The organism is Rathayibacter sp. Leaf296 (assembly GCF_001423045.1).
GTDB classification, from domain to species: Bacteria; Actinomycetota; Actinomycetes; order Actinomycetales; family Microbacteriaceae; genus Rathayibacter; species Rathayibacter caricis.
Genome location: NZ_LMNR01000003.1, coordinates 101,557 through 125,121 on the forward strand (window position 1 = coordinate 101,557; position 23,565 = coordinate 125,121).

The following is a 23,565-nucleotide window of genomic DNA, read 5'->3' on the forward strand; positions in this document are numbered from 1 at the left end:
AGCCCTCCTGGAGCGCCTCGGACAGCGTCGGGTGGGTGTGCACGTTGCGCGCCAGCTCGGTCGCGGTGAGGTCCCACTTCTGCGCGAGCGTGAGCTCGGGGAGCAGCTCGGAGACGTCCGGGCCGATCATGTGCGCGCCGAGGAGCTCGCCGTACTGCTTGCTCGCGATCAGCTTGACGAAGCCGGTCGGCTCGCCGAGGCCGTGCGCCTTGCCGTTCGCCATGAACGGGAAGGTCGAGACGGTGATCTCGTGGCCCTCGTCGGTCGCCTGCTTCTCGGTGAGGCCGAAGGAGGCGATCTGCGGCTGGCAGAACGTCGCGCGCGGCATCATCCGGTAGTCGCCCAGGGTCTGGGTCTCGGCACCGGCGAGGGTCTCGGCGGCGACGACGCCCTGCGCCTCGGCCACGTGCGCGAGCTGCAGCTTCGCGGTCACATCGCCGATGGCGTAGATGTGCGGCACGTTGGTGCGCATGTTGTCGTCGATCGCGATCGCTCCGCGCTCGGTCAGCTCGACGCCCGTGTTCTCGAGGCCGAAGCCCTCGACGCGGGGGACCCAGCCGATCGACATCAGGACCTTGTCGACCTCGAGGGTCGACTGCGTGCCGTCCTTCGCGGTGTAGGTCACGGTGACGTAGCCGTCCTTGTCGACGACCGACTCGACCTTGGTCGAGGTGAGGATCTCGACGCCCAGCTTCTTGTACTGCTTCTGGATCTCCTTGGAGACGTCCGGGTCCTCGTTGGGGAGAGCGCGGTCCATGAACTCGATGATCGTGACGTCGACGCCGTAGTTCTTCAGGACGTAGGCGAACTCCATGCCGATCGCGCCGGCGCCCACGATGGCCATCGTGTCGGGCAGGTCGCGCGTCATGATCTGCGTCTCGTAGGTGACGACGTTCTCGGAGAGCTCGACGCCGGGGAGCAGGCGAACGCTCGCGCCGGTCGCGATGATCGCGTCGTCGAAGGTCAGCGACTCCGAGCCGCCCTTGGTCAGCTGCACGTCGAGGCCCTGCGGGCCGGTGAAGGAGCCGGTGCCGTCGAACTCGGTGATCTTGTTCTTCTTCATCAGGAAGTGGACGCCCTTGGTGCGTCCGTCGGCGACCGTGCGGCTGCGGTCGAACGCCGCGCCGAAGTCGAACGAGACGTCGCCCGAGATGCCGAACTGCTTGGCCTGGGAGTGGAAGATGTGGGCGAGCTCGGCGTTGCGCAGCAGCGCCTTCGACGGGATGCAGCCGACGTTGAGGCAGACACCGCCCCAGTACTGCTTCTCGACGATGGCGACGGACTTGCCGAGCTGCGCCGCTCGGATCGCAGCCACGTATCCGCCGGGGCCCGCCCCCAGGACGACGACGTCGAAGTGCTGGGCCATGGATGATCCTCCATCAGAGTCATGAGTGGTGCGCGGGGAACCACGCCGTCTACGAGCGTACCGTTCCCCAGCCGCGGACCCCGGGGGTCCTCCCTGGGCGAACGGACCTGGTAGGGCTGTGGAGGGACGGTCCGCGGCGGCGGACGGGCGGGAATGCGGGCGGGTGCGGAAGGGTTGCACCACGCGGGCAACGGAGCCCTCCCCGATCCGCACACTCCCGGAAAGAAGCTCCACCATGGCCCTCGCCACCGCGTCCCGCACCGCCACCACCAGCGCGCCGATCCTCGACGTGCTCGCCGAGCGCTGGAGCCCGCGCGCCTTCGACACGACGGCCGCGATCTCGGACGAGACCCTCGCCTCGCTGCTCGAGGCCGCGCGCTGGTCCCCCTCCGCCAGCAACTCGCAGCCCTGGCGCTTCATCGTGGCCCGCCGCGGCACGTCGGAGTTCGACCGCGTGGCGAAGAACCTCGTCGGCTTCAACGCCGCCTGGGCCGGCTCGGCCGCGGCGCTCGTCGTCGCCCTCGCCGAGACCGTCGACGCCGACGGCAAGCCCCGCCCCTGGGCCGTCTACGACCTCGGCCAGGCGGTCGCTCACCTCAGCATCCAGGCCCACCACGACGGACTCCACGTGCACCAGATGGCCGGATTCGAGAAGGACGGGCTCCGCGAGGAGTTCGCGATCGACGAGCGCTTCGACCCCGTGACCGTCGCCGCGATCGGCGTCGTCGGCGACCCGGAGTCGCTCGCGAACGACGTGCTGCGCGAGCGCGAGGTCGCCCCGCGCACCCGCCTGCCCCTCGAGGAGCTCGTGCTCGTCAGCGCGTAGGCGCCGCACTGCTCGGCCCGGTCCGCGGTTCTCCGCGGGCCGGGCCGTTCTGCGTCCCGGGGGCGGGGTCGGGGACTGCGGCGGGGGGCTGCGGGTGTGCTCTGCGGGGGCGGGAGGAGGAGCGGGCGGCGGGCGCTGCCGACGCGGGGCGTCACTCCGATCGCTCTGTTACTCCGCGTTTCATCACGGAATCGGATGAATGGGCCGCCGTCCGTACGATCGGGACGGTCCGCCCGCCCGCCCCGCCGCCCCGGAGCCCCATGACCGACACGCCCACCCGCACGAGCCTGGCCTTCGACGCCGACCTCGGTCAGTCGGCGTTCCCGGTGCGCTTCGAGGGAGTGGGCCGCACGTTCTCGCCCGGGTCGCCCGTGCTCGAGGACGTCGATCTCGAGGTGGCCGCCGGCGAGGTCATCGCGATCCTCGGCCCGAGCGGCTGCGGCAAGTCGACGCTGCTGCGCATCGCGGCGGGGCTCGACACGGCGTCGGCGGGCTCCGTGCTGATCGACGGTCGTCCCGTGTCGGGCATCGACACGCGCTGCGCCGTCGCGTTCCAGGAGCCGCGCCTGCTGCCGTGGCGCACGATCGCGGCGAACGTGGCGCTCGGGCTGCCGCGGGGCACCGCGCGCACGGCCGCGCGGCACGCCGTGGAGGAGCTGCTGGCGCTGGTCGGGCTGACCGCGCACGCCTCCGCCCGCCCGCGCGAGGTGTCGGGCGGCATGGCCCAGCGCGCCTCGCTCGCCCGGGCGCTCGCCCGGAACCCCGGTGTCCTGCTGCTCGACGAGCCGTTCGGCGCGCTCGACGCGCTCACCCGCATCCGGATGCAGGACCTCCTGCTCGACGTGCACGCGGCCGCCCCGGCGACGATCCTGCTGGTCACGCACGACGTCGACGAGGCCCTGCAGCTGGCCGACCGCATCGTGCTCCTCGGCCGCGACGAGCCCGGAGGCGTCTCGCGGATCCAGCAGATCCTGCGGGTTCCGGGCGCGCGTCCCCGCGATCGCGGGTCGGCAGAGCTGGCGGAGCGACGCGCCGAGCTGCTCGCCGGGCTCGGCATCGAGCGGCACTGACTCCTCCCCAGGCTCGGATCCGTCTGCTCCTCCCCCGATCCTCCCGTCCCCGCACTCACCCCGACTCCCCTCCCCCACACTCGTTCCACCCCCGGAACCGCACCGAAGCAGAGGCCACCATGTCGTTCACCACCACAGCGCTCACGCGCCGCACCGCCCTCGCCGGCCTGCTCACCGCCGCCGCCGTGCCGCTGCTCGCGGGCTGCGTCCAGGGCGAGGGCTCCGGCGGCGCCGCGGCCGCCACCGCCGACTCCGCCGAGGGTGCGGTCACGCAGGGCGGCACTCTCACGCTCGACTTCGCGACCTACAACCCGCTGAGCCTGGTCATCAAGGAGAAGGGCTGGCTCGAGGCCGCCCTCGCCGAGCAGCAGGTCACCGTCGCCTGGGTGCAGTCCGCCGGGTCCAACAAGGCGAACGAGGCGCTGCGCGCCGGGGCGATCGACGTCGGCTCGACCGCCGGCTCCGCCGCCCTCCTCGCCCGGTCCAACGGCTCGCCCATCAAGACGATCGACATCTTCTCGCAGCCGGAGTGGTCGGCCCTCGTCGTCCCCGCCGGCTCGAGCATCACGAGCGTCGAGCAGCTCGCGGGCAAGCAGATCGCCGCGACCAAGGGCACCGACCCCTACTTCTTCCTCGTGCAGGCCCTCGAGGCCGCCGGGCTCGGGATCGACGACGTCACCGTGCAGAACCTGCAGCACGCCGACGGCTGGGCCGCCCTGCAGAACGGCTCGGTCGACGCGTGGGCCGGTCTCGACCCGATCATGGCGGGCGCCGAGGCCGCCGGGGCGACGCTGCTCTACCGCAACGTCGACTTCAACTCCTACGGCCTCCTCAACGCCACCGAGAGCTTCCTCGCCGAGAAGCCCGACCTCGCGCAGACCGTCGTGAACGCCTACGAGCACGCCCGCGCCTGGGCGCTCGAGAACCAGGAGGAGACCGCGAGCATCCTCGCCTCCGTCGCCGGTCTCGACGTCGCGGTCGCGACCACGGTGATCACCGAGCGCAGCAACCTCGACGTCGACAACGTGCCCGGATCCGCGCAGACCGACGTGCTCTCGGTGATCGGCCCGATCTTCGTCGAGAACGGCGACGTCGCCTCGCAGGATCAGGTCGACGAGGCGCTCGACACGCTGCTCGACGACACCTATGCGAAGGCCGCCGACCCCGACGCGATCGGCGACTGACCGCTCCCGCACGCCGACCCGCGACCGCTCCCGAGGAGACGACATGGCGACCCGAGACGACGAGACGACCGACGCCGACCTGATCCGGCGCAGCACCGGGATGGTGCAGGCGCCGGGCGCCGTCGGCGCCGCGATCGCGGGGCCGAGCGTCGAAGCGTCGCAGAAGCGGCTCCGCGACGACTCCGCCGCGCACGCGCGCCCGCTGACGTCGAAGCGCTGGTTCGTCGTGGCCGGCGGGGCGCTCGTCCCGGTCGTGCTCCTGCTCGCGTGGCAGCTCGTCACCACGACGGGTCTGGTCTCGCTGGCCGTGTTCCCCTCCCCCACGATGGTCTGGGCGGCCGGGATCGATCTCGCCCAGCGCGGCGACCTCGGCCAGGACGTGGCGATCTCGACCCAGCGCGTGCTGATCGGCTTCGCGATCGGATCAGTGCTCGGACTCGTCATCGGCGCGCTCTTCGGTCTCTCGCGGGTCTGGGAGGTCGTGCTCGGCCCGACGCTCGGCGCGATCCGCGCGGTCCCCTCGCTCGCCTGGGTGCCGCTGCTGCTGCTCTGGCTCGGCATCGGCGAGGAGTCGAAGATCACGCTGATCACGATCGGCGCGTTCTTCCCCGTGTTCACCACGGTCGCCACGGCACTCGGCCACGTCGACCGCCACCTCGTCGAGGCCGGCCGGGCGTTCGGGCTGACGGGCGTTCGCCTCTTCACGACGGTGCAGCTGCCGGCCGTGGTCCCGGCGGTCATCGCGGGGCTCCGGCTCGCGCTCGCCCAGTCCTGGCTGTTCCTGGTCGCCTCCGAGCTCATCGCCTCGTCGATGGGCCTGGGCTTCCGCCTCATCGACAGCCAGAACAACGGGCGGATCGACCGCGTGTTCCTCGCGATCATCCTGCTCGCGGTGCTCGGCAAGCTCACCGACGCGGTGGTGGGCGTGTTCCAGCGCTACGCCGTGGCCAAGTGGGCGTGACCCGCCCTTCCTCCCGGGACGCCCCCTCCCCCTCCTGAAAGGACGTCGCCATGACGGACACGATCGCGAACCTCCTCGAGGAGCACCGCCGCTTCCCCGCCCCCGAGGCCTTCGCCGCGCAGGCCAACGTGGGCACCGACGAGTACGAGCGGGCGGCCGTTGATCCCGTCGCCTTCTGGGAGGAGGCGGCCCGGCGCCTCGACTGGGCCGAGCCGTGGACGACCGCGCACACCTGGGAGCCCGCGCTGCCGCAGGCCGACGGCACCCTCTCCGTGCCCCGGGCCACCTGGTTCGAGGGCGGGCGACTGAACGTCGCGGTGAACTGCGTCGACCGGCACGTCGACGCCGGGCGCGGCGACAAGGCCGCCCTGCACTTCGAGGGCGAGCGCGGCGACCGCCGCACGCTGACCTACTCCGATCTGCAGCGCGAGGTGTCGAAGGCGGCGAACGCCCTGACGGCGCTGGGCATCGGGAAGGGCGACCGCGTCGTCGTCTACCTTCCGGTGATCCCCGAGACCGTCGTGATCACGCTCGCGATCGCGCGCATCGGAGCGATCCACTCGCTCGTCTTCGGCGGCTTCTCGGCCGAGGCGGTCCGGTTCCGCGTCGAGGACACCGGAGCGAAGCTGCTCGTCACCACCGACGGCCAGTTCCGGCGCGGGGCGGCCGTCCCCGTCAAGGCGAACGCCGACCACGCCGTCGCGGGCGTCGAGTCGATCGAGCACGTGCTGGTCGTCCGCCGCACCGGCGACGAGACCCCCGACCTGCCCTGGACCCCGGGCCGCGACGTCTGGTGGCACGACGTCGTCGACAGGGCGAGCGACGTCCACGAGGCCGAGGCCTTCGACTCCGAGACCCCGCTGTTCATCATCTACACCTCGGGCACCACCGGGAAGCCCAAGGGGCTCGTGCACACCAGCGGCGGCTACCTGACGCAGGCGTCCTGGACGCACTGGGCCCTCTTCGACGCGAAGCCCGACGACGTGCACTGGTGCACGGCCGACCTGGCGTGGGTGACGGCGCACACCTACGAGATCTACGGCCCGCTCTCGAACGGGCTCACCCAGGTGATCTACGAGGGCACGCCGAACACCCCGCACACGGCACGGCACTTCGAGATCATCGAGCGCTACGGAGTGACGGTCTACTACACGGCTCCCACGCTGATCCGCACGCTGATGACCTGGTTCCCCGACGGGGTGCCGGCGCAGTACGACCTGTCGAGCCTGCGGCTGCTCGGCACGGTCGGCGAGTCGATCAACCCCGAGGCGTGGGTGTGGTTCCACGAGCGGATCGGCGGCGGACGCTGCCCGATCGTCGACACGTGGTGGCAGTCCGAGACCGGGGCGGCCGTGATGTGCCCGCTGCCCGGCGTCTCGACGCTCAAGCCCGGATCCTCGCTCGGCGCGCTGCCCGGGCTCACGACGCTCGTCGTCGACGACGCGGGGCAGCGGGTGGCGAACGGCTCGGGCGGCTACCTCGTCGTCGACCGCACCGGGCCGGCCCTCGCGCGCACGGTCTGGGGGAACCCGGAGCGGTACCGCGACTCCTACTGGGCGCGCTTCGCCGAGCAGGGCTACTTCTTCTCGGGCGACGGTGCGAAGTACGACGCCGACGGCGACATCTGGGTCCTCGGGCGCGTGGACGACGTGATCAACGTCTCCGGGCACCGGCTGTCGACGATCGAGATCGAGTCGGCGCTCGTGGCTCATCCGGCCGTCGGCGAGGCCGGCGTGGTCGGAGTCGAGGACGCGACGACCGGGCAGGCCATCGCGGCCTTCGTGATCCCCTCGGACGAGTCGGTCGACCGGGCGCAGGACGACCCCGCGTACTGGAACGAGCTGGCCGCGACGCTCTCGAGCGTGCTGCGCGACCACGTCGCGACGGCGATCGGGCCCATCGCGAAGCCGCGCGACGTGGTCCTCGTGCCGGACCTGCCGAAGACCCGCTCGGGCAAGATCATGCGGCGCCTGCTGGGCGACATCCGCGACGGGCGGGCGCTGGGCGATGTGACGAGCCTGCAGGACGACACGGTGCCGGAGCGGATCGCGCGGATCGTCGCGGCCCGGAGCTGAGGGCCGAGCCTCCAGCGAAGGTCGAGGAGGAGTTCCGACGCCCCGGGGCCTCAGCGGAGAGAGGAGCTGGCGCTGGCGACGCGATTCTGCAACCCCGCGCGAAGCGTCGCCACGAAATCTGGATCGATGGACAGAAGACGCCGATCGGTGCAGATCTCCTCGATGTGACGCGGAGCCGCCACGACGAGCTCCTCCACCCGAGTCGCGAAGTCGTCGGGATCGAGTCCGTGGTCGTGAGCCTCCTGGCGCCAGTGGGCGGCACCGATCTCGGCGACTCTGTACTCCCCGGCCACCTTCTGCGCGAGACGCATCGTCGATGCGCGGTAGTTCGAGTAGGGCGTGAGGCTGGCGATGTCGTAGAGAGGCGCGAGAGCCACCTGTCCGCGGGCGAGGAGGATGGAGTAGTTCTTCGCGTGCGCGTCCGGCGCGGCGACGAGCCAGTTGAACGCGACTGCGAGCAGGAGCCTCTCGATGCTGCTGCTCGCGAGATCCCTGGGAAGGTGTCGTCGAAGGAGAGCCACCATGCGGGGCAGCCCCGGTCCTCCGTCGTCCTCGTACTTCTGCGATGGCATGACCGAGAGCGCCTGACAGAAGTCCTCCTGATGGATTCGGACGACCGAAGGCTCTGGAGTCCCCTCCGTGCGCGCATGGTCACCTGGTCGATAGCGGTCATACCTCTCGACGATGACGGCGATCTCCCCCTCGAATCGTCCGATCTGCGAACGTGCGGCGATCAGTCCGAGTCGATGCGCGAGTTCCAGGCACACGTGCTCGTTGAGCGCACTCGCCCTGTAGGACGGTATCCCCGGCTTGAGGATGTGCGTCGACGGCACAGCACCGGTCGGAAGAACCCAGTGACCGCGCTGCCGGAGCAGGCCGAACTTCGCTTGCGCACCTCCCAGACTGAATCGTCCATCGTGCTCATCGAACGTCCATGTGCTCGGATCGGCGTTCATCGCCCGGATTTGGCGTGCGATGTCCTCATCGCTGACGGGGGAGAAGTCGCCCGGGCGATCGAGAATCGCTTCGTCGCCCGGCGCGACGAACTGGACAGCGCCCGCACAGTCGAGCCCGTAGTGCTCGAGCAGAGTGAACGGATTGTGCTCGTCGGCATGGGGCTCGGCGAGCAGCGCCCAACGACGGAGCGTGTCGGGGTTGTCGGGGAGGAGACCCCACAGGAACGGATCGACGAGAGAAGGGGGATACGTCCGCGGACCCACCGGCAGAGAGAGGGACAGTGGTGTCGGTGCTCGACGCGCCTGGTACGCCTCGTCGTAAGTGAATCGAGAGGAGCGGACCTCGCACTTCAGGACTCCTGCCCGCACCCCGCCGATGAAGACGATCAGCTGACGGCTCACGGCGTCTTCTTCGCGACGAAGCTGGAGAGGTATTGCGACAGGTCGAGGGCAGGCTCCTCCTCCGAGTCCGTGGATCCCGCACCACCCGGGGAGAGATCGACGTCCAGGTCGAGCTCCAAGAGGACCCGGAGCAGCGAGCTCAGAGCTGCTCGCTCCTTACCGTGCTCGAGTGCCACGATCAGTTGCCGCGAGACTCGAGCCCTCAGAGCCAGATCCTGTTGCGTGAGTCCTAGCCGTCTTCTCCGTGCTCGGATGATCGCGCCCACGTCCTCGGCAGTGCGAATTCGTGTCATGAGTCGACCTTCCCTTCCGCCGAGGCGCATCGCCGCGGTCGGCACGCCCCGATCGCTCCCGGCGACCTCGCGGGGTCGGATGTCCATCATCGCTGACAGAGGGGCGCTTGTCCACGATCGTAGACATTTTCGCGTATGTCGGCAACCGACGACATGTGAGAGATGTCATTGTGCGGCGACAGAAGTGCGGACGACCACCGAGGCGCCCGACCGCCGAGCGCGGCAACTGCACTCGCATGCCACCGGCCCGCGTGCAGGGTCAGCAGGAGCGGACCGGCGTGGCTCCAGGGCATCGGGAGTAGCGTGGAGGAATGCGCGACGTCCAGCAGCGAATCATCTCCGAGCTCCACGTCTCCCCCACCGTCGATCCGGCCGCCGAGGTCGAACGGCGGGTCGGCTTCCTCGCCGACTACCTCCGCCACACCGGCGCGAAGGGCCTCGTGCTCGGCATCAGCGGCGGCCAGGACTCGAGCCTGGCCGGCCGGCTCTGCCAGCTCGCGGTCGAGCAGGTGCGCGCGGGCGGAGGCGACGCCTCCTTCATCGCGGTGCGCCTGCCGTACCGCGTCCAGGCCGACGAGGAGGACGCGCAGCTCGCGCTGTCGTTCATCCGCCCGGACCGGCAGGTGACCTTCGACATCCACCAGGGCGTCGACGGCATCGCCGCGGCGTTCGGGGACGCGGTCGGCGAGCCGATCTCGGACTTCGTCAAGGGCAACGTCAAGGCGCGCGCCCGCATGATCGCGCAGTACGCGATCGCCGGGCAGGCCGGGATGCTCGTCGTCGGCACCGACCACGCGGCCGAGGCCGTGACCGGCTTCTTCACGAAGTTCGGCGACGGTGGAGCCGACGTCCTGCCGCTGACCGGGCTCACCAAGCGCCAGGGCCGCTCCCTCCTCGAGCACCTCGACGCCCCCGCGCGCCTCTACGAGAAGGCGCCGACGGCCGATCTCCTCGACGAGAACCCCGGGCAGACCGACGAGTCGAACCTGGGACTCGTCTACGCCGACCTCGACGAGTACCTCGAGGGCGGGGACGTCGATCCCGCCGTCGCCGAGGCGATCGAGGCGCGGTACGCCGCCACCGAGCACAAGCGGCAGGTGCCGCTCTCGATGTTCGACGACTGGTGGCGCGCCTCCGGGACGTACACGCCCGGCAACGGCTGACACCCGAGCCGCCCCCGACCGATCGGGGGCGGCTCGCTCGTTCAGGCGGTCGTGACCCGATCGAGCCAGGCGCCGCTGACCTTCGCGCTCTCGGCCGGCGGCATGCTCGCCCGGTCGACCTCGACGATGATCCAGCCGCCGAAGTCCTCGGGCAGCGCGGCGAGCACCCCGTCGAGGTCGATGCCGCCGAGTCCCGGCTCGAGGAACAGCCCGGCGTCGGTCGCGCGGTCGTAGGCGGTCGGCACCGCCCGGCTCGACTCCGCGATCCCCAGGTCGAGGTCCTTCACGTGCAGATCGACCAGGCGGTCGGAGTAGCGCCGCACCGTCGCGACCGGGTCGATGCCCGCCCAGACGAGGTGGCCGATGTCGAAGGAGGCGCCGAGCAGATCGGCGTCGATCGCGCCGAGGACGCGGTCGATCTCGTGCCCGGTCTCGACCCACGTGCCGACGTGGTTGTGCAGGCCCGCGCGCACTCCCTCCGCGCGCAGCACCTCCGCCGCCTCGCCCAGGATCTCGATGACGCGATCCAGCCGGCCCTCGTCGAAGACGGCTCCCACGGCCACCGCCTCGCGGGTGCGGACGACGCCGGGCTCGAAGGTCACCTCGGGTGCCAGGAAGACCGTGTCGAGTCCGACGTAGTTGGACTCCTCGGCCTTCCTCCGCACTCCGTCGAACCAGTGGATCCACTCGGCCGAGCCTCGGGCGAACGCCCGGCCGGTGTCCTCCGGCAGGGCGACGGAGGCGTAGCCGGGAGCGAGCGCGAGGCCCGAGTCCTCGATCATCCGGGCGTAGTCCTGCAGGGTCTGCGTCGAGAGGACCTCGAGCATGGTCGCCTCGAAGCCGGCCTCGCGGATCTCGCGGAGAACGTCGGGGTACTCGGAGCGGAAGTGCGGATCGGCGAAGCGCCAGAGCGATTCGCTCGACGGGTCGGACGGATCCGCCTTCACGTTGATCCACTGGATGGCGTTGAGCGCGAACTGGGAGCGGCGGAGCACGGCGGTCCTCTTTCCTGGTCGGGGTGGTTCGGTCTCGCGACGGGCGCGAGGAGGGGTCAGTCGGCGGCGCGGGCGTTGTAGACGAGGACGGAGCCCTCGTCGACGTGGGCGCGGTAGGCGTGGAACACGGCGAGGGCCTCGTCGCGGAGCACTCCGTCGACGACCTCGATGCCGCGCGCCTCGAAGGCCGCCGCCCAGTCCTCGCGCATGGGGCCCTCGTCGAAGGTGGTGATCTCCTCGAGCTCGGGGCCCGACCCCGCGACCACGAGACGGCGCACGCCCGACCACAGCGTCGCTCCGTAGCACTGCACGCACGGGCGCCAGTTGACGACCAGCTCGTGGGCCGGCTGCCCCCCGCCGCCGAGGTCCCAGCCGCCGATCGCGGTCTGCGCGAGGCCGAGGGCGGTGACCTCGGCGTGCCCGGAGGAGACTCCGCTCGCGAGGACCACGTTCACGCCGACCGAGACGAGGCGGCCGGAGTCGCGCTCGACGACGATCGCGGCGAACGGGCCGCCGTTCCCCTCGCGGAAGTTGCGGTCGGCGAGGGCGTGCACGAGCGCCATGCGGTCCTCGCGCTCGGGGAGCACGTCGGGGACGTCGCGGACGGCGTCCTCGATCCATGCGGGCAGGGCGATCTCGTAGCGGGTGGCGAGCTGGTCGATCTTCACGGGTCCTCCTGGGGACGGGGGTGGGTAGGGGGGTCAGACGCGGGCGGCCGCGAGCTCGGCGAGCACCGCGCGCGTGGCGCGGACGGCCGTGACCGTCCCCGTCAGCGTGGCATTGCAGACCACGGGGGTGGGGATCACTCCGTTGCCGGCGAGGTAGAGGCCCTCGACGCCCCGGACGCGGCCGGACTCGTCGCACACGCTGGTGCCGTCGTCCGCGGCGCCCGAGCGGACGGTGCCGGTGAGGTGGAGCGACGATCCCGGAGCGAGCACCGCGCACTCCGTCGCCGGATCGAACGACCCGAAGCGCTCGGCGATCTCCCGGATCCGATCCTGGGCCGCCGCGATCAGCTCGCGGTCGCGATCGCTGTACTCGAACTCGACCCGGAGGCGGGGCAGGCCGGTCACGTCGGTCTCCTCCTCCGAGAACACGAGCCGGTTCTCGGGCCGCGACTCGACGGGCGTGTAGAACGACAGCCCGACGGAGTACGCGAACGGCCGGTGCTCCTCGTCGACGAAGACGGTGTTCATGATCTGGCCGTGGAACGGCTGCGCGTCGCCGTTCTGCGGCAGCCAGAGCGAGTCGGTCGCGAACTCGCCGTCGCGCAGGCGCGGCAGATCGTCCGGAGTCAGCCCGAAGCGCTCGAGGTCCATCACGACCCGGCCGGTGACGAAGGCGTGCTCGTTGAGGAACCGGCCCAGCGCAGCGGGGCGGATGCCCGAGGCGAACAGGAGCTGCGGGGTGCGGACCACGTCGGCGCAGACGATGACGGTGCGCGCGTCGATGTCGTCCTCGCGGCCGGTGGCCGTCTCGCGCACCCGCGCTCCGATCACGCGGTCGCCGTCGCGGCGGATCGCGATCGCGAGGGTGCCCGCGCGCAGCTCGAACGCCTCGTCGCCGCCGTGCGCGATCGGCGGGAAGATCCGGCTCGGGCCGGTGCGGAGCAGGGTGCCGGTCGGATTCCCGGCAACGGCCATCGGCATCGGCTGCGGGTGGCGTCCCTCGGCGCTGACTGCGCCGAAGGCGTCCTCGAGCACGTCCAGGACCACGCGGCCCGGCACGGTCGGGCCGAGCGGCGACTCCTGCACGTCGAGCAGCTGCCGCGCGCGGGCGAGGTCCTGCTCCCACTGCACGGGGTCCCCGCCGTCGAAGACCTCCTCGCCGGCCGGCCACGGCGTCGCCGCGGTCCAGTGCACGCCCATGCCGCCGACGTTCCACGACACGGCGGAGGCGGGCATCGCGGCGGCGTCCTCGCCCATCGCCGAGAGGTTGTACATGCCCGGCGCGACCGAGCGCAGCTCGTCGGTGATGTCCGGAGTGACGTCCGCGCCGGTGTACATGCCCTGCACCCCGGTCGCGACGCGCTGGTTGTAGCGGCTCCAGATCTCGGGCTCCTCGCTGTCGTGCAGGTGGAGCCCCGGGACGGAGCCGACGGCCGGGCCGCCGTCGATCATCAGGAGGCGGACGGAGGGGTCGGCGTCGCGCAGCCCCCGGGCGAGGGCGGCCCCCATGATGCCGCTGCCGACGATGAGGACGTCGACGGGGGTGGTGGTCTCGGGCATGGTGCTCCTGTCGTGCGCGCCGGCGGGCGCGGATGAGGGGGAAGGGTTCTCAGACGGCGTGCGGCCGGTCGGCCACCGCGGCGAGGGTCGGACCGAAGAACGCGAGGTCCATGCGGTCGAGCACGGACTTCACGGCGCCGATCAGCGGTGCGTCGGCGCCCAGGGCGGTCGAGCGGACGGAGACGTCGAGGGTGCGCAGCCGCCGCATCGCCTCGGAGACGCGCGGGAGGAGCAGATCTTCGGCGTCCTCCAGCCCGCCGCCCAGGACGAACAGGTCGGGCGACACCGTCCACGCGAGGGTCGACAGCAGCTCGGCGAGGTGCGCGGCGAAGGCGTCGAGCTCGCGCAGCGCGTCGGGATCGCCCGCCCGCGCGGCGGCGACGGCCGCGAGGGCGTCCTCCCGCTCGTCGTGCCGGGGCGAGGTCAGGCGGCCGAACGGAGTGTCCTCCATCCGGCTCGCCCCCATGGCGCCGGCCTCGACCACCTCGCCCGCCGCTCCGCGGAAGCCGCGGTGCACGGAGCCGTTGATCACCAGGCCGATGCCGGTGCGGTTGCCGAAGATGCACCAGGCCGAAGTGGCGGCCTCGGCCGAGACTCCCCGCCAGCGCTCGGCGAGCGCCGCCAGGTTCGCGTCGTTGTCGGCGTAGACCGGCACGCCGAGCCGGGCCGACACGGCGTCGGCCAGTCCGAAGCCGTTCCACCGCTCGGAGTTGACGAGCCGGCTGACGACGCCGGCCTCGTCGATCGCGCCACCGGCGGCGATGGCGCCGGCGCGGATCCGCTCGCGCGGCAGTCCCGACTCCGTCACGGCCGCCTCGACCGCGAGGACGGCGTCCTCGACCGCGGTCGCGGGATCGTGGTAATCGCGCAGGGCGAGCATCGCCCGGCCGAGGATCCGGCCGCGGATGTCGGAGACGACCGCCGAGGCGAAGTCCGTGTCGATGCGGACCGCCGCGACCAGCGCCCGGTCGGCGCGGAAGCGGAACGTGCGCGGCGGGCGACCCACGTCGGCGTGCGCCGGATCCGGCGCGGTCTCGTCGACCCAGCCCTCGTTGCAGAGGCTCGAGAGGATCAGCTCGACGGTGCGGCGCGAGAGGGCGACCTCGCGCACGAGCACCGCCATCGTCACCGGCTCGTCGTGCTCGGCGAGCGCGCGCAGCACGACTCCGGAGTTGAGGCGGCGGAGGGTGCTCGGGTCGGCGCCGGCCCTCATGCGGCGAACTCCACGGGGAGGAGCGGCACGGCTCCGCAGGCGGCCTCGACCACGATCTCCACGCCCGCGGCTCCCCTCACTTCATCCCCGTCGCGACGATACCCTGCACGAAGTAGCGCTGCAGGAGCAGGAAGAGCACCAGCACCGGCAGCATCACGACGACGGCCCCGGCCAGGACGAGTCCGTAGTCGGTGACGTTCTGCGCCGCCTGCTGCGTCGCGGCGAGACCGACCGGGAGCGTGTAGGTCGAGGTGTCCTGCGCCACGAGCAGCGGCCAGATGAAGTTGTTCCATGCGGCGAGGAACGACATGATCACGACCGTCGCGAGTGCGGGGCCCGCCAGCGGCAGGAACACCTGGGCGAAGATCCGCAGCTCGCTCGCGCCGTCGATCCGCGCGGCCTCGAGGAGCTCCTCCGGGATGCTCTCGGCGAACTGCCGCACGATGAAGATCGAGATCGGCAGCACGAGCGAGGGCAGCGCGATGCCCGCGAGGGTGTTCACCAGCCCCAGGCGCACCGTGACGACGAACTGCGGCACGAAGACCGCCGAGAAGGGCATCATCAGCGAGATCAGCACCGCGACCATCGCGAACCGCTTGCCCGCGAAGTCGAGCTTGGCGAGCGCGTAGCCGGCGGCGGCCGCGGCGACCACGTTGCCGGCCACCACGACTCCGGCGACGATCAGGCTGTTCGCGAGGTAGCCGGTGAAGCCCGCCTGCGCGAACAGGCGGCCGAAGTTCTCGAGGGTCACCGCCGACGGGAGCCACGCGCCGGGGTTCGCGCTGATGTCGGCGGTCGTGCGGAGCGACCCCGAGAAGACCCAGACGAAGGGCAGCAGCGTGATCGCCGCGAGGACGGCGAGCACCGGGTAGAGCACCAGGTGCCGCCGGCGCTCGGCGATCGCGCGCGTGGTGGTCTCGCGGGCCGGCGGGCGCGGTGCGGTGGCCGGCGGCGCGACGGGCGGACGGGTGGCGGTGGTGGTCATGAGCGGGACCTCAGCAGACGGAACTGCAGCGCGCTGACGAGCGCGACGATGAGCAGGAGGAGGAAGGACGCGGCCGACGAGACGCCGATGTTCCCGAAGCCGAACTGGCGGTAGGTGTACAGCGCCATCGACTCCGTGGAGCCGACCGGGCCGCCGCCCGTGAGCAGGTACGGCTCGTCGAAGACCTGGAGGAAGAAGACCGACAGCAGCACCGAGATGAGCAGCGTCGTGGGCATCAGCAGCGGCACGGTGATCGAGATCAGGCGGCGCCACGGGGACGCCCCGTCGAGCGAGGCCGCCTCGTGCACGTCCTCGGGCACCGACTGGAGGCCCGCGAGGAACAGGAGCATCGCGGTGCCGAAGTTGCGCCAGACGCCCAGCAGGATCACGACGGGCATGGCGAGCTGCTCGTCGCCGAGCCAGTTCGGGCCGGCGAACCCGATCGCTCCGAGGACCTCGTTGACCGTGCCGTCCTGGTTGAACGCGTACTGCCAGATCAGCGCCACCGAGACGATGTTGGTGACGACGGGGGCGTAGAAGAGCGCCCGGAACACGCCGCGCAGCCGCCGGATGCCGGAGTTGAGCGCCAGGGCGAGCACGAAGCCCACCATCATCGTCAGCGGCACCCCGATCACGACGAAGTAGAGGGTGTTGAGCACCGAGCGGAGGAACGCCGCGTCGCCCAGCAGCACCGCGTAGTTCTCGAGGCCGGTGAAGTCGACGCCGAACGGCTGCTGCAGATCGGCGCCGCGGATGTCGGTGAGGCTCATGCCGACGGAGGCGAGCACCGGGATCGCCGTGAACACCACGAAGATCACGGCGAACGGCGCGAGGAAGAGCCAGGCGATGCCGGAGTGGCGGCCGTGGCGGGAGCGGCGCTCGCGCACCGCTCCCACCGCGGACCGGCCGGCGAGGGCGGTCAGAGCCACGCGGTCACTCCGTGCCGATCGAGTCGGCCTGGCGCTGGACGGCCGCGAGCGCGTCCGCGGCCGACTCGCTGCCGCGGGCGACCTTCTCCATCTCCTGGCCGAGCAGGGTCGACACCTGGGTCCAGGTGGTGACGGCGGGCAGCGGCTGCACGTTCTGCAGCTGCTCGAAGAACGCGTCCAGCAGCGGCTGGTCGGCGATCGCCGGGTCCTGCCAGGCGTCGACCACGGCGGGCATGCTGCCGGCGGCCTCGTACTGCGCGATCTGCGTGTCCTGCTCGGTCGTGGCGCGCACGACCTTCCAGGCCGAGGCGGCGTTGTCGGAGGAGGCGGTCACGCCCCAGCTGCCGCCGGCGAGCTGACCGGAGTCGTTGTCGGGACCGGCGGGGAGCACGGCGGTGCCGATGTGCGCGTCGGTCCAGCCCTCCTCCTCGGCTGTGGTGTCGAGGGTCGCGACGACCCAGGGGCCGCTGATCATCGATCCGGTCTTCCCCGACACGAGGTACGGCTGCGCGTCGAGGAACTGCGGGGTGTCGGGCGAGGAGATGCCGTCGGCGAAGACGGAGGTGGTGTACTCGGCCGCGGCGAGCATCTCGGGGGTGTCGAGCGTCCACTCCGAGCCGTCGTCGCTGAGGAGCTCGGCGCCGGCCTGGTGCGCGAAGGTCGCGAGGGTCTGCCCGTTGTAGGTGTCCCAGCCGACGTCGGCGCCGAATCCGCTCTCGGCGCCGCCGGCCTCGAGGCCCTCGAAGAACGGGATCGTCTCGTCCCAGGTCGTCGGGGCGCTCACGCCCCCGGCCTCCGCGAAGTCGGAGCGGTAGATGAGCACGCGGGTGTACGCGTACCAGGGCACGGAGTAGGTCGTGCCGTCGCGCTCGCCCGCCTCCCACGACCCGGCGAAGAAGCTGTCGGAGTCGACGAGGCCGTCGGGCACGGGCGCGAAGGCGTCGGACGCGAGGAACTGCGCCTGCGCCTCCGTGTAGAGGAACGCGATGTCGGGGGCGGTGCCCGCGGCGACGGCGGTCTGCAGCTTGGTGTTGTACTCGTCGGAGGGGACGAGCGTGATCTCGAGGTCGAGGTCGGGGTTCTCGGCCGTGTAGTCGGCGAGGACCGCGTCGAGCTGGGTGGCGTCGCCGTCGGGGGCCCAGAGGGTGACGGTGCCGGTGGCGGCGGAGTTGTCGACCGTGGTGGCGGCGGCGGCGGTGCCGGTGTCGGCCGAGCGGCCGCAACCGGTGAGGGCGAGTGCCGTGACGGCGACGACTCCGCCGAGCAGGGCGAGTCGGGAGGACGGGGCGGTGCGCTTCATGGAGGCTCCTGGGGTCCGGGCGCTTTTTGCTACTTTGTAGCGGAAGTGGGCGCAGGGCGAGGGTCGTGCGGAGGAGGGGCGGGCCGCCGGGTCCGATTCGGTCCGGATTACGCGACCTTGTAGCAGAAGTGCGGGAAGGAAGACCCGGCCGAAGCCGGGTCGTGAACGAACCTAGGCCCCTGCTGTTTCGGGCGGATTACCCGCGCGGCACGCTCTCGTTACGGAGTGAGGGCGGCGCCGAGGGCCGCGGCCTGGGCGGCCCAGAAGCGCTTCGCGACTCCGGTGCGGCGGAACAGGGCGTCGAACCCGTGGAACGCGCCCTGCACGATCTCGAGCTCGCAGGGCACGCCGGCCGCACGCAGGCGCTCGGAGTAGCGGAGGTCCTCGTCATGGAAGAGGTCGAGGGTGCCGACGCCGATCCAGGCGGGCGGGAGTCCCGTGAGGTCGTCGCGGCGGGCGGGTGCGGCGTACGGCGAGACGTCCGCGCCGCCGGGCTCGGTGCCGAGGTAGGAGGTCCAGCCGAAGCGGTTGCTGCCGGGAGTCCAGACGCGGACGCCCGGAGGAGTGGGGCCGGGGCGGGTCACGGTGCGGTCGTCGAGCATCGGGTAGACGAGCAGCTGGAACGCCGGCTGCGCCCCGCCGCGATCGTGGGCGAGCAGGGTCGCGCCCGCGGCGAGGCCTCCGCCGGCGCTGGCTCCACCGATCGCGATGCGGTGGGGATCGACGCCGCGCTCGTCGGCGTGCTCGACGAGCCAGTGGAACGCGGCCAGCACGTCCTCGAGGGCGGCGGGAGCGGGATGCGCGGGCGAGAGGCGGTACTCGACCGAGAGGACGGTGATGCCGAGGGTGCGGGCGAAGGCGATGTTCGACGCCTCGTCCTGGAAACGGCTGCCGAGCACCATCCCTCCGCCGTGCACCCACAGGAGGGCGGGGGCGGTCCCGCGGAGGATGCGGGGGCGGTAGCTGCGCGCGCGGATCGGGGGTGCGCCGTCGGCACCGGGGATCTCGATGTCCTCGACGAGGAGGTCGGCGGGCGCCTCCCCGCCCACGGCCTCGCGCCGGGTGGCGAGGCTGAGCAGGCGCGGGCCGAGGGAGACGGGCGGGATCCAGCGGCCGAGCGCGAGATCCGGGTGGAAGAGGGATGCCGTCGCGGCGGTGCGGGCTGACGCGGTCATGCGCGGGAGGGTACTCCCCGCGCCTCGGCGGACGCCCCTCTCCCCCACTACGGGCGGACCAGCGTCTTGATCGCGCGGCGCTCATCCATCGCGGCGTACGCCTCCGCGATCTCGTCGAGCGGGAGCTCGAGGTCGAAGACCAGGCCGGGCTCGATCGCTCCGCTGAGCACGTCGGGGAGGAGCTCCTCCATGTAGCCGCGGACGGGCGCGACTCCGCCGTTCACGCCGACGTTCGAGCCGAACATCTGGCGCACGGGCAGCTCCGGACCGCCGTTGGGCACGCCGACATAGCCGACCATCCCGCCGGGGCGGGCCGAGTCGAGCGCCTGCTGCATCGACTCCTTGGTGCCGACGCACTCGAGGACGCAGTCGGCGCCGATGCCGCCGGTGAGCTCCTTCACGCGGGCGACACCCTCGTCTCCGCGCGTCTCGACGATGTGCGTGGCGCCGAAGCGGGTGGCGAGCGCCTGACGGGACTCGTGGCGCGACATCGCGATGATCGTGGTGGCGCCCAGGCGCTTCGCGGCGAGCACGGCGCACAGGCCGACCGCGCCGTCGCCGACGACCGCCACGGTCGAGCCCGCGGTCACGCCGGCCGAGACGGCGGCGTGGTGACCGGTGCCCATGACGTCGGCGAGCGTCAGGAGGCTGGGGATGAGCTTCGGGTCGGGATCGGTGCCGACGCGGAAGAGGGTGCCGTCGGCCAGCGGCACGCGCACCTTCTCGCCCTGGGCGCCGTCGGCGAAGCCCTCCTCGCCCACCTCCGCTCCCCACCAGCCGCCGGTGAGGCACGACGTCGAGACGCCGTTGGCGCAGTTGGCGCACGTGCCGTCGCAGACGTAGAACGGAGCGATCACGAAGTCGCCGACGGAGATGTCGCGCACGTCGTCGCCGACCGACTCGATGACTCCGACGAACTCGTGCCCGATGCGGTGCGCCTCCTTCGTCGGCGTGACGCCGCGGTAGGGCCAGAGGTCGGAGCCGCACACGCAGGCCGCGGTGACGCGCACGATCGCGTCGCGCCCGGTCGACAGGGTCGGCTCGGGGACCTCCTCGAGTCGGATGTCGCGCTCGCCGTGGATGAGTGTTGCTCGCATGAGGGATCTCCTGCTCGAGAGGGGGTGGGGTCGTTTCCACGGTACGCCGGGGTGCGCGCGGGAGGCAGCGCGGGGCGGGGGCTTGCACGGGCGTGCGGAACGGGGCACGGAGGAGACGGGGCGCAGAGGAGACGGGGCGCGGACGTGAGGCGCGGAGACCGCGGCCGCCCCGCTCGTCACGGCGGCGCCTCCGCCCAGCCGTCGCGCCCGACGATCACGTGCGCCAGGAACCCGAGGCCGCACGCCCTCGCCCCGTCGGCGAGCGCGCGGGTGGCGGCACGGTCGGAGGGGAGCACGGTCGCGTCGCCGGAGTGGCTGTGCGCGAGTGCGACGCCGGCGGCTCCGCGGGCGAGGACCTCGGCCAGGACCGCGGGCACGGGGAGATCGGCGTGGGAGGCGCCTCCGTCGGCCAGGGCGAGGACGTCGCGCACCGCTCCGGAGGCGTCGAGCGCGACGGCGAGCACGGTCTCGTCGGGCCGCGCGCTCAGCAGGGGGCTCACGAGAGCGGCGAGCTCGGCGGGAGTGGTGACGCGCGGCGCCCGGTGCGCGCGGTTCATCCGCCGTCGCAGCTCGAAGGACGCGACGATGCGGCACGCCGCGACCTCGCCGATGCCGCGCTGGCGGGCGAGGTCGACGACTCCGGCCCGCGCGACCGCGTCGATGCCGCCGAACCGGGCGAGCAGCTGCTGGGCGACGACGGTGGCGTTGGCGCCGCGGACGCCGTTGCCGATCAGCACCGCCAGGGTCTCGGCGTCGGTCAGCGCCGCCGGGCCGTGAGCGCGCAGCCGCTCGCGCGGGCGCTGCTCGGGCGCGAGGTCGGCCATGCGCGGAGCCGGCGGAGGGAGGGACATGGCGGCGACGGTACCCGTGCGGCGGTGTGCCGCTGGTGCGCGCAGTCCGGGACTGTGGACGACCCGGCGGGAGGTCGCCCCTGGGGAGGACGCTGCACGGGCTGCGCCTCACCGCGGCCGCCGGTTCCGCAGAAGTTGCGGGAAGCGCGAGCCTTCACCGCAACTTCTGGAGGAGCGCGCCGAGCTGCACTTCCCGCGCCTCCGCCGGTTCCGCAGAAGTTGCGGGAAGCGTGAGCCATTACCGCAACTTCTGGAGGAGCGCGGCGGAGACTGCGGGCTACGCCGCCGTCGGCAGCCCGGCGCTGACCACGAGGCCGTCGCCGTCGTCAGACACATCGACCAGCACCACGTCGCCGTCGCGGATCGATCCGTCGAGCAGCGAGGTCGCCAGCTGGTCGTCGATCTCGTGCTGCATCAGTCGGCGCAGCGGGCGTGCGCCGTACAGCGGGTCGTAGCCGCGCTCGGCCAGCCATCCGCGGGCGCGGGGCGTCACGGCCAGGTCGAGCCGTCGCTCCGTCAGGCGACGCGACAGCCGGTCGACGTACAGCGACACGATCTCGCCCAGCTCGGTCTCATCCAGCGTGCGGAAGATCACGATGTCGTCGAGGCGGTTCACGAACTCGGGCTTGAAGGCCTGGCGCACCATCTGCTGCACCGCCTCGTCCTTCTGCTCGTTCGAGAGCGTCGGGTCGACGAGGAACTGCGAGCCGAGGTTCGAGGTCAGGATCAGGATCGTGTTGCGGAAGTCGACCGTGCGGCCCTGACCGTCGGTCAGCCGGCCGTCGTCGAGCACCTGCAGCAGCACGTCGAACACCTCGGGGTGCGCCTTCTCGATCTCGTCGAGCAGCACCACCGAGTAGGGGCGCCGGCGCACCGCCTCCGTCAGCTGGCCGCCCTGCTCGTAGCCGATGTAGCCGGGAGGGGCGCCGACCAGGCGCGAGACGGCGAACTTCTCGCCGTACTCGGACATGTCGATGCGCACCAGCGCCTTCTCGTCGTCGAACAGGTGGTCGGCGAGCGCCTTCGCGAGCTCCGTCTTGCCGACGCCGGTCGGGCCGAGGAACAGGAACGAGCCCGTCGGGCGGTCGGGGTCCGATATGCCGGCGCGCGTGCGGCGCACCGCGTCCGCGACGGCCGAGACGGCCTGCTCCTGCCCGATCAGGCGGCGGTGCAGCTCGCGCTCGAGGTGGAGCAGCTTCTCGGTCTCGCCCTGCATCAGCCGGCCGACGGGGATGCCCGTCCACGCCGCGATCACCGCGGCGATGTCGTCGGCGGTGACCTGCTCGTTGACCATGCGGCCCTCGGCGGGCTCCTCCTCCTCCTCGGCGGCCGCGAGATCGCGCTCGATCACGGGGATGTCGCCGTAGAGGAGGCGCGAGGCGCGCTCGAGGCGACCCTCGCGCTGGGCGCGCTCGGCCTCGATCCGCAGGGCGTCGAGCTTGTTCTTCAGATCGCCGACGCGGTTGAGGGAGGCGCGCTCGCGCTCCCAGCGCTGCTGCAGCTCGTCGAGCTGGGCGCCGCGGCGCGCGAGGTCCTCGCGCAGCTTCTCGAGGCGGGCCTTGGAGGCCTCGTCCTTCTCCTTCTTCAGCGCCAGCTCCTCGAGCTTCAGCCGGTCGACGGAGCGGCGCAGCTCGTCGATCTCGACGGGAGCGGAGTCGATCTCCATCCGCAGCCGCGACGCGGCCTCGTCGATCAGGTCGATGGCCTTGTCGGGCAGCTGGCGCGCGGTGATGTAGCGGTTCGAGAGCGAAGCGGCGGCGACCAGGGCGGAGTCGGCGATCGCGACCTTGTGGTGCGCCTCGTAGCGCTCCTTCAGGCCGCGGAGGATCGCGACGGTGTCCTCGACGGACGGCTCGCCGACGAACACCTGCTGGAAGCGGCGCTCGAGAGCGGCGTCCTTCTCGATGTACTCGCGGTACTCGTCGAGCGTGGTGGCGCCGATCATCCGCAGCTCACCGCGCGCCAGCATGGGCTTGAGCATGTTGGCGGCCGCGACGGAGCCGTCGCCGCCCCCGGCGCCCATGAGCGTGTGCAGCTCGTCGATGAACGTGATGATGCGGCCCTCGGAGTCGTTGATCTCCTTCAGCACTGCCTTCAGCCGCTCCTCGAACTCACCGCGGTACTTCGCGCCGGCGATGAGGGCGGACAGGTCGAGGCTGACGAGCCGCTTGCCCTTGAGGCTGTCGGCGACGTCGCCCGCGACGATCCGCTGGGCGAGGCCCTCGACGACCGCCGTCTTGCCGACGCCGGGCTCGCCGATGAGCACGGGGTTGTTCTTGGTGCGCCGGGTCAGCACCTGGCTGACGCGGCGGATCTCGGCGTCGCGACCGATCACCGGATCGAGCTTGCCGCTTGCTGCGATCGCGGTGAGGTCGACGCCGTACTCCTTGAGAGCGGACTGCTGCTCGTCCTGCTGGGGCGTACGACCGGCCTGCATCTGTGGTGTCCTCCGTGAAGATCGAAAGTTGAGTTCGACTGACTCAACTTTATCGCGCT

The 23,565-nt window shown here is 71.9% G+C and carries 20 protein-coding genes; 6 read left to right on the forward strand and 14 right to left on the reverse strand.

All coding sequences use genetic code 11. From position 1 onward, the window contains the following. Positions 1-1,366 (reverse strand): dihydrolipoyl dehydrogenase (gene lpdA / locus ASF46_RS16960; RefSeq protein WP_082485633.1); only part of this gene is annotated, 1,366 nt, incomplete at its 3' end. A 235-nt stretch (positions 1,367-1,601) separates the two neighbouring features. Here lpdA and ASF46_RS16965 point away from each other — a divergent pair. The 5 genes from ASF46_RS16965 (at position 1,602) to acs (ending at position 7,482) form a co-directional block, all read left to right on the forward strand. Beyond that, the gene (locus tag ASF46_RS16965; protein ID WP_056868734.1) at positions 1,602-2,192 is read left to right on the forward strand and encodes a nitroreductase family protein; all 591 of its coding nucleotides are present in this window, start codon (positions 1,602-1,604) and stop codon (positions 2,190-2,192) included. Positions 2,193-2,452: 260 nt separating this feature from the next. Next, positions 2,453-3,262, forward strand: coding sequence for an ABC transporter ATP-binding protein (locus tag ASF46_RS16970; protein ID WP_056868735.1), 810 nt, complete (start codon positions 2,453-2,455; stop codon positions 3,260-3,262). 119 nt (positions 3,263-3,381) lie between these two features. Then, positions 3,382-4,446 carry an aliphatic sulfonate ABC transporter substrate-binding protein gene (locus ASF46_RS16975; protein WP_056868736.1) on the forward strand — a complete coding sequence of 355 codons (1,065 nt, stop codon included), beginning with the start codon at positions 3,382-3,384 and terminating at the stop codon, positions 4,444-4,446. 43 nt (positions 4,447-4,489) lie between these two features. Beyond that, positions 4,490-5,407, forward strand: coding sequence for an ABC transporter permease (locus ASF46_RS16980; RefSeq protein ID WP_235577006.1), 918 nt, complete (start codon positions 4,490-4,492; stop codon positions 5,405-5,407). A gap of 50 nt (positions 5,408-5,457) precedes the next feature. Then, positions 5,458-7,482, forward strand: coding sequence for an acetate--CoA ligase (acs, locus tag ASF46_RS16985; protein ID WP_056868737.1), 2,025 nt, complete (start codon positions 5,458-5,460; stop codon positions 7,480-7,482). A 50-nt stretch (positions 7,483-7,532) separates the two neighbouring features. Here the strand turns inward: acs and ASF46_RS16990 are convergent, their stop codons facing one another. Continuing rightward, entirely contained in the window at positions 7,533-8,840 is a 1,308-nt protein-coding gene (locus tag ASF46_RS16990; protein WP_056868738.1) for a type II toxin-antitoxin system HipA family toxin, read from the reverse strand. Then, on the reverse strand, positions 8,837-9,223 hold the full coding sequence (locus ASF46_RS16995) for a helix-turn-helix domain-containing protein (protein ID WP_235577007.1): 387 nt from the start codon (positions 9,221-9,223) through the stop codon (positions 8,837-8,839). The genes ASF46_RS16990 and ASF46_RS16995 overlap by 4 nt, the downstream gene beginning before the upstream one ends. A gap of 221 nt (positions 9,224-9,444) precedes the next feature. Here ASF46_RS16995 and nadE point away from each other — a divergent pair, with 221 nt between their 5' ends. Next, on the forward strand, positions 9,445-10,296 hold the full coding sequence (nadE, locus tag ASF46_RS17000; protein WP_056868739.1) for an ammonia-dependent NAD(+) synthetase: 852 nt from the start codon (positions 9,445-9,447) through the stop codon (positions 10,294-10,296). Between the two features lie 41 nt (positions 10,297-10,337). On the opposite strand, the gene ASF46_RS17005 is transcribed toward nadE, so the two are convergent. The 11 genes from ASF46_RS17005 to ASF46_RS17055 form a co-directional block, all read right to left on the reverse strand. Further along, positions 10,338-11,291: a sugar phosphate isomerase/epimerase family protein gene (locus tag ASF46_RS17005; RefSeq protein ID WP_056868740.1), complete on the reverse strand. Its 954-nt coding sequence runs from the start codon at positions 11,289-11,291 to the stop codon at positions 10,338-10,340. A gap of 56 nt (positions 11,292-11,347) precedes the next feature. Beyond that, entirely contained in the window at positions 11,348-11,959 is a 612-nt protein-coding gene (locus ASF46_RS17010; RefSeq protein ID WP_200919758.1) for a hypothetical protein, read from the reverse strand. 33 nt (positions 11,960-11,992) lie between these two features. Continuing rightward, positions 11,993-13,519, reverse strand: coding sequence for a GMC oxidoreductase (locus ASF46_RS17015; protein WP_056868741.1), 1,527 nt, complete (start codon positions 13,517-13,519; stop codon positions 11,993-11,995). Between the two features lie 49 nt (positions 13,520-13,568). Further along, positions 13,569-14,732 carry an ROK family protein gene (locus tag ASF46_RS17020; protein ID WP_056868742.1) on the reverse strand — a complete coding sequence of 388 codons (1,164 nt, stop codon included), beginning with the start codon at positions 14,730-14,732 and terminating at the stop codon, positions 13,569-13,571. Between the two features lie 76 nt (positions 14,733-14,808). Next, complete coding sequence (locus ASF46_RS17025) at positions 14,809-15,717, reverse strand: carbohydrate ABC transporter permease (protein WP_082485634.1); 909 nt, start codon at positions 15,715-15,717, stop codon at positions 14,809-14,811. Then, complete coding sequence (locus ASF46_RS17030; RefSeq protein WP_056868743.1) at positions 15,714-16,646, reverse strand: carbohydrate ABC transporter permease; 933 nt, start codon at positions 16,644-16,646, stop codon at positions 15,714-15,716. Before ASF46_RS17030 ends, ASF46_RS17025 begins: the two co-directional genes overlap by 4 nt. Positions 16,647-16,650: 4 nt before the next feature. After that, positions 16,651-17,946: an extracellular solute-binding protein gene (locus ASF46_RS17035; protein ID WP_056868744.1), complete on the reverse strand. Its 1,296-nt coding sequence runs from the start codon at positions 17,944-17,946 to the stop codon at positions 16,651-16,653. A 218-nt stretch (positions 17,947-18,164) separates the two neighbouring features. Beyond that, on the reverse strand, positions 18,165-19,121 hold the full coding sequence (locus ASF46_RS17040) for an alpha/beta hydrolase (protein ID WP_056868745.1): 957 nt from the start codon (positions 19,119-19,121) through the stop codon (positions 18,165-18,167). 47 nt (positions 19,122-19,168) lie between these two features. Then, positions 19,169-20,218, reverse strand: a complete 1,050-nt coding sequence (locus ASF46_RS17045; RefSeq protein ID WP_056868746.1) for a zinc-dependent alcohol dehydrogenase family protein — start codon at positions 20,216-20,218, stop codon at positions 19,169-19,171. Positions 20,219-20,394: 176 nt separating this feature from the next. After that, entirely contained in the window at positions 20,395-21,069 is a 675-nt protein-coding gene (locus ASF46_RS17050; protein WP_056868747.1) for a JAB domain-containing protein, read from the reverse strand. A 277-nt stretch (positions 21,070-21,346) separates the two neighbouring features. After that, positions 21,347-23,506, reverse strand: coding sequence for an ATP-dependent Clp protease ATP-binding subunit (locus tag ASF46_RS17055; protein WP_082485635.1), 2,160 nt, complete (start codon positions 23,504-23,506; stop codon positions 21,347-21,349). Positions 23,507-23,565 lie beyond the last annotated feature (59 nt).

What these genes read in the sequence shown, in the direction of transcription:
- ASF46_RS16965 (WP_056868734.1), top strand. Translation starts at nt 1,602, where the DNA reads ATGGCCCTCGCCACCGCGTCCCGCACCGCCACCACCAGCGCGCCGATC.
- ASF46_RS16970 (WP_056868735.1), top strand. Translation starts at nt 2,453, where the DNA reads ATGACCGACACGCCCACCCGCACGAGCCTGGCCTTCGACGCCGACCTC.
- ASF46_RS16975 (WP_056868736.1), top strand. Translation starts at nt 3,382, where the DNA reads ATGTCGTTCACCACCACAGCGCTCACGCGCCGCACCGCCCTCGCCGGC.
- ASF46_RS16980 (WP_235577006.1), top strand. Translation starts at nt 4,490, where the DNA reads ATGGCGACCCGAGACGACGAGACGACCGACGCCGACCTGATCCGGCGC.
- acs (WP_056868737.1), top strand. Translation starts at nt 5,458, where the DNA reads ATGACGGACACGATCGCGAACCTCCTCGAGGAGCACCGCCGCTTCCCC.
- ASF46_RS16995 (WP_235577007.1), bottom strand. Translation starts at nt 9,223, where the DNA reads ATGATGGACATCCGACCCCGCGAGGTCGCCGGGAGCGATCGGGGCGTG.
- nadE (WP_056868739.1), top strand. Translation starts at nt 9,445, where the DNA reads ATGCGCGACGTCCAGCAGCGAATCATCTCCGAGCTCCACGTCTCCCCC.
- ASF46_RS17015 (WP_056868741.1), bottom strand. Translation starts at nt 13,519, where the DNA reads ATGCCCGAGACCACCACCCCCGTCGACGTCCTCATCGTCGGCAGCGGC.
- ASF46_RS17020 (WP_056868742.1), bottom strand. Translation starts at nt 14,732, where the DNA reads ATGAGGGCCGGCGCCGACCCGAGCACCCTCCGCCGCCTCAACTCCGGA.
- ASF46_RS17025 (WP_082485634.1), bottom strand. Translation starts at nt 15,717, where the DNA reads ATGACCACCACCGCCACCCGTCCGCCCGTCGCGCCGCCGGCCACCGCA.
- ASF46_RS17035 (WP_056868744.1), bottom strand. Translation starts at nt 17,946, where the DNA reads ATGAAGCGCACCGCCCCGTCCTCCCGACTCGCCCTGCTCGGCGGAGTC.
- ASF46_RS17040 (WP_056868745.1), bottom strand. Translation starts at nt 19,121, where the DNA reads ATGACCGCGTCAGCCCGCACCGCCGCGACGGCATCCCTCTTCCACCCG.
- ASF46_RS17045 (WP_056868746.1), bottom strand. Translation starts at nt 20,218, where the DNA reads ATGCGAGCAACACTCATCCACGGCGAGCGCGACATCCGACTCGAGGAG.
- ASF46_RS17050 (WP_056868747.1), bottom strand. Translation starts at nt 21,069, where the DNA reads ATGTCCCTCCCTCCGCCGGCTCCGCGCATGGCCGACCTCGCGCCCGAG.
- ASF46_RS17055 (WP_082485635.1), bottom strand. Translation starts at nt 23,506, where the DNA reads ATGCAGGCCGGTCGTACGCCCCAGCAGGACGAGCAGCAGTCCGCTCTC.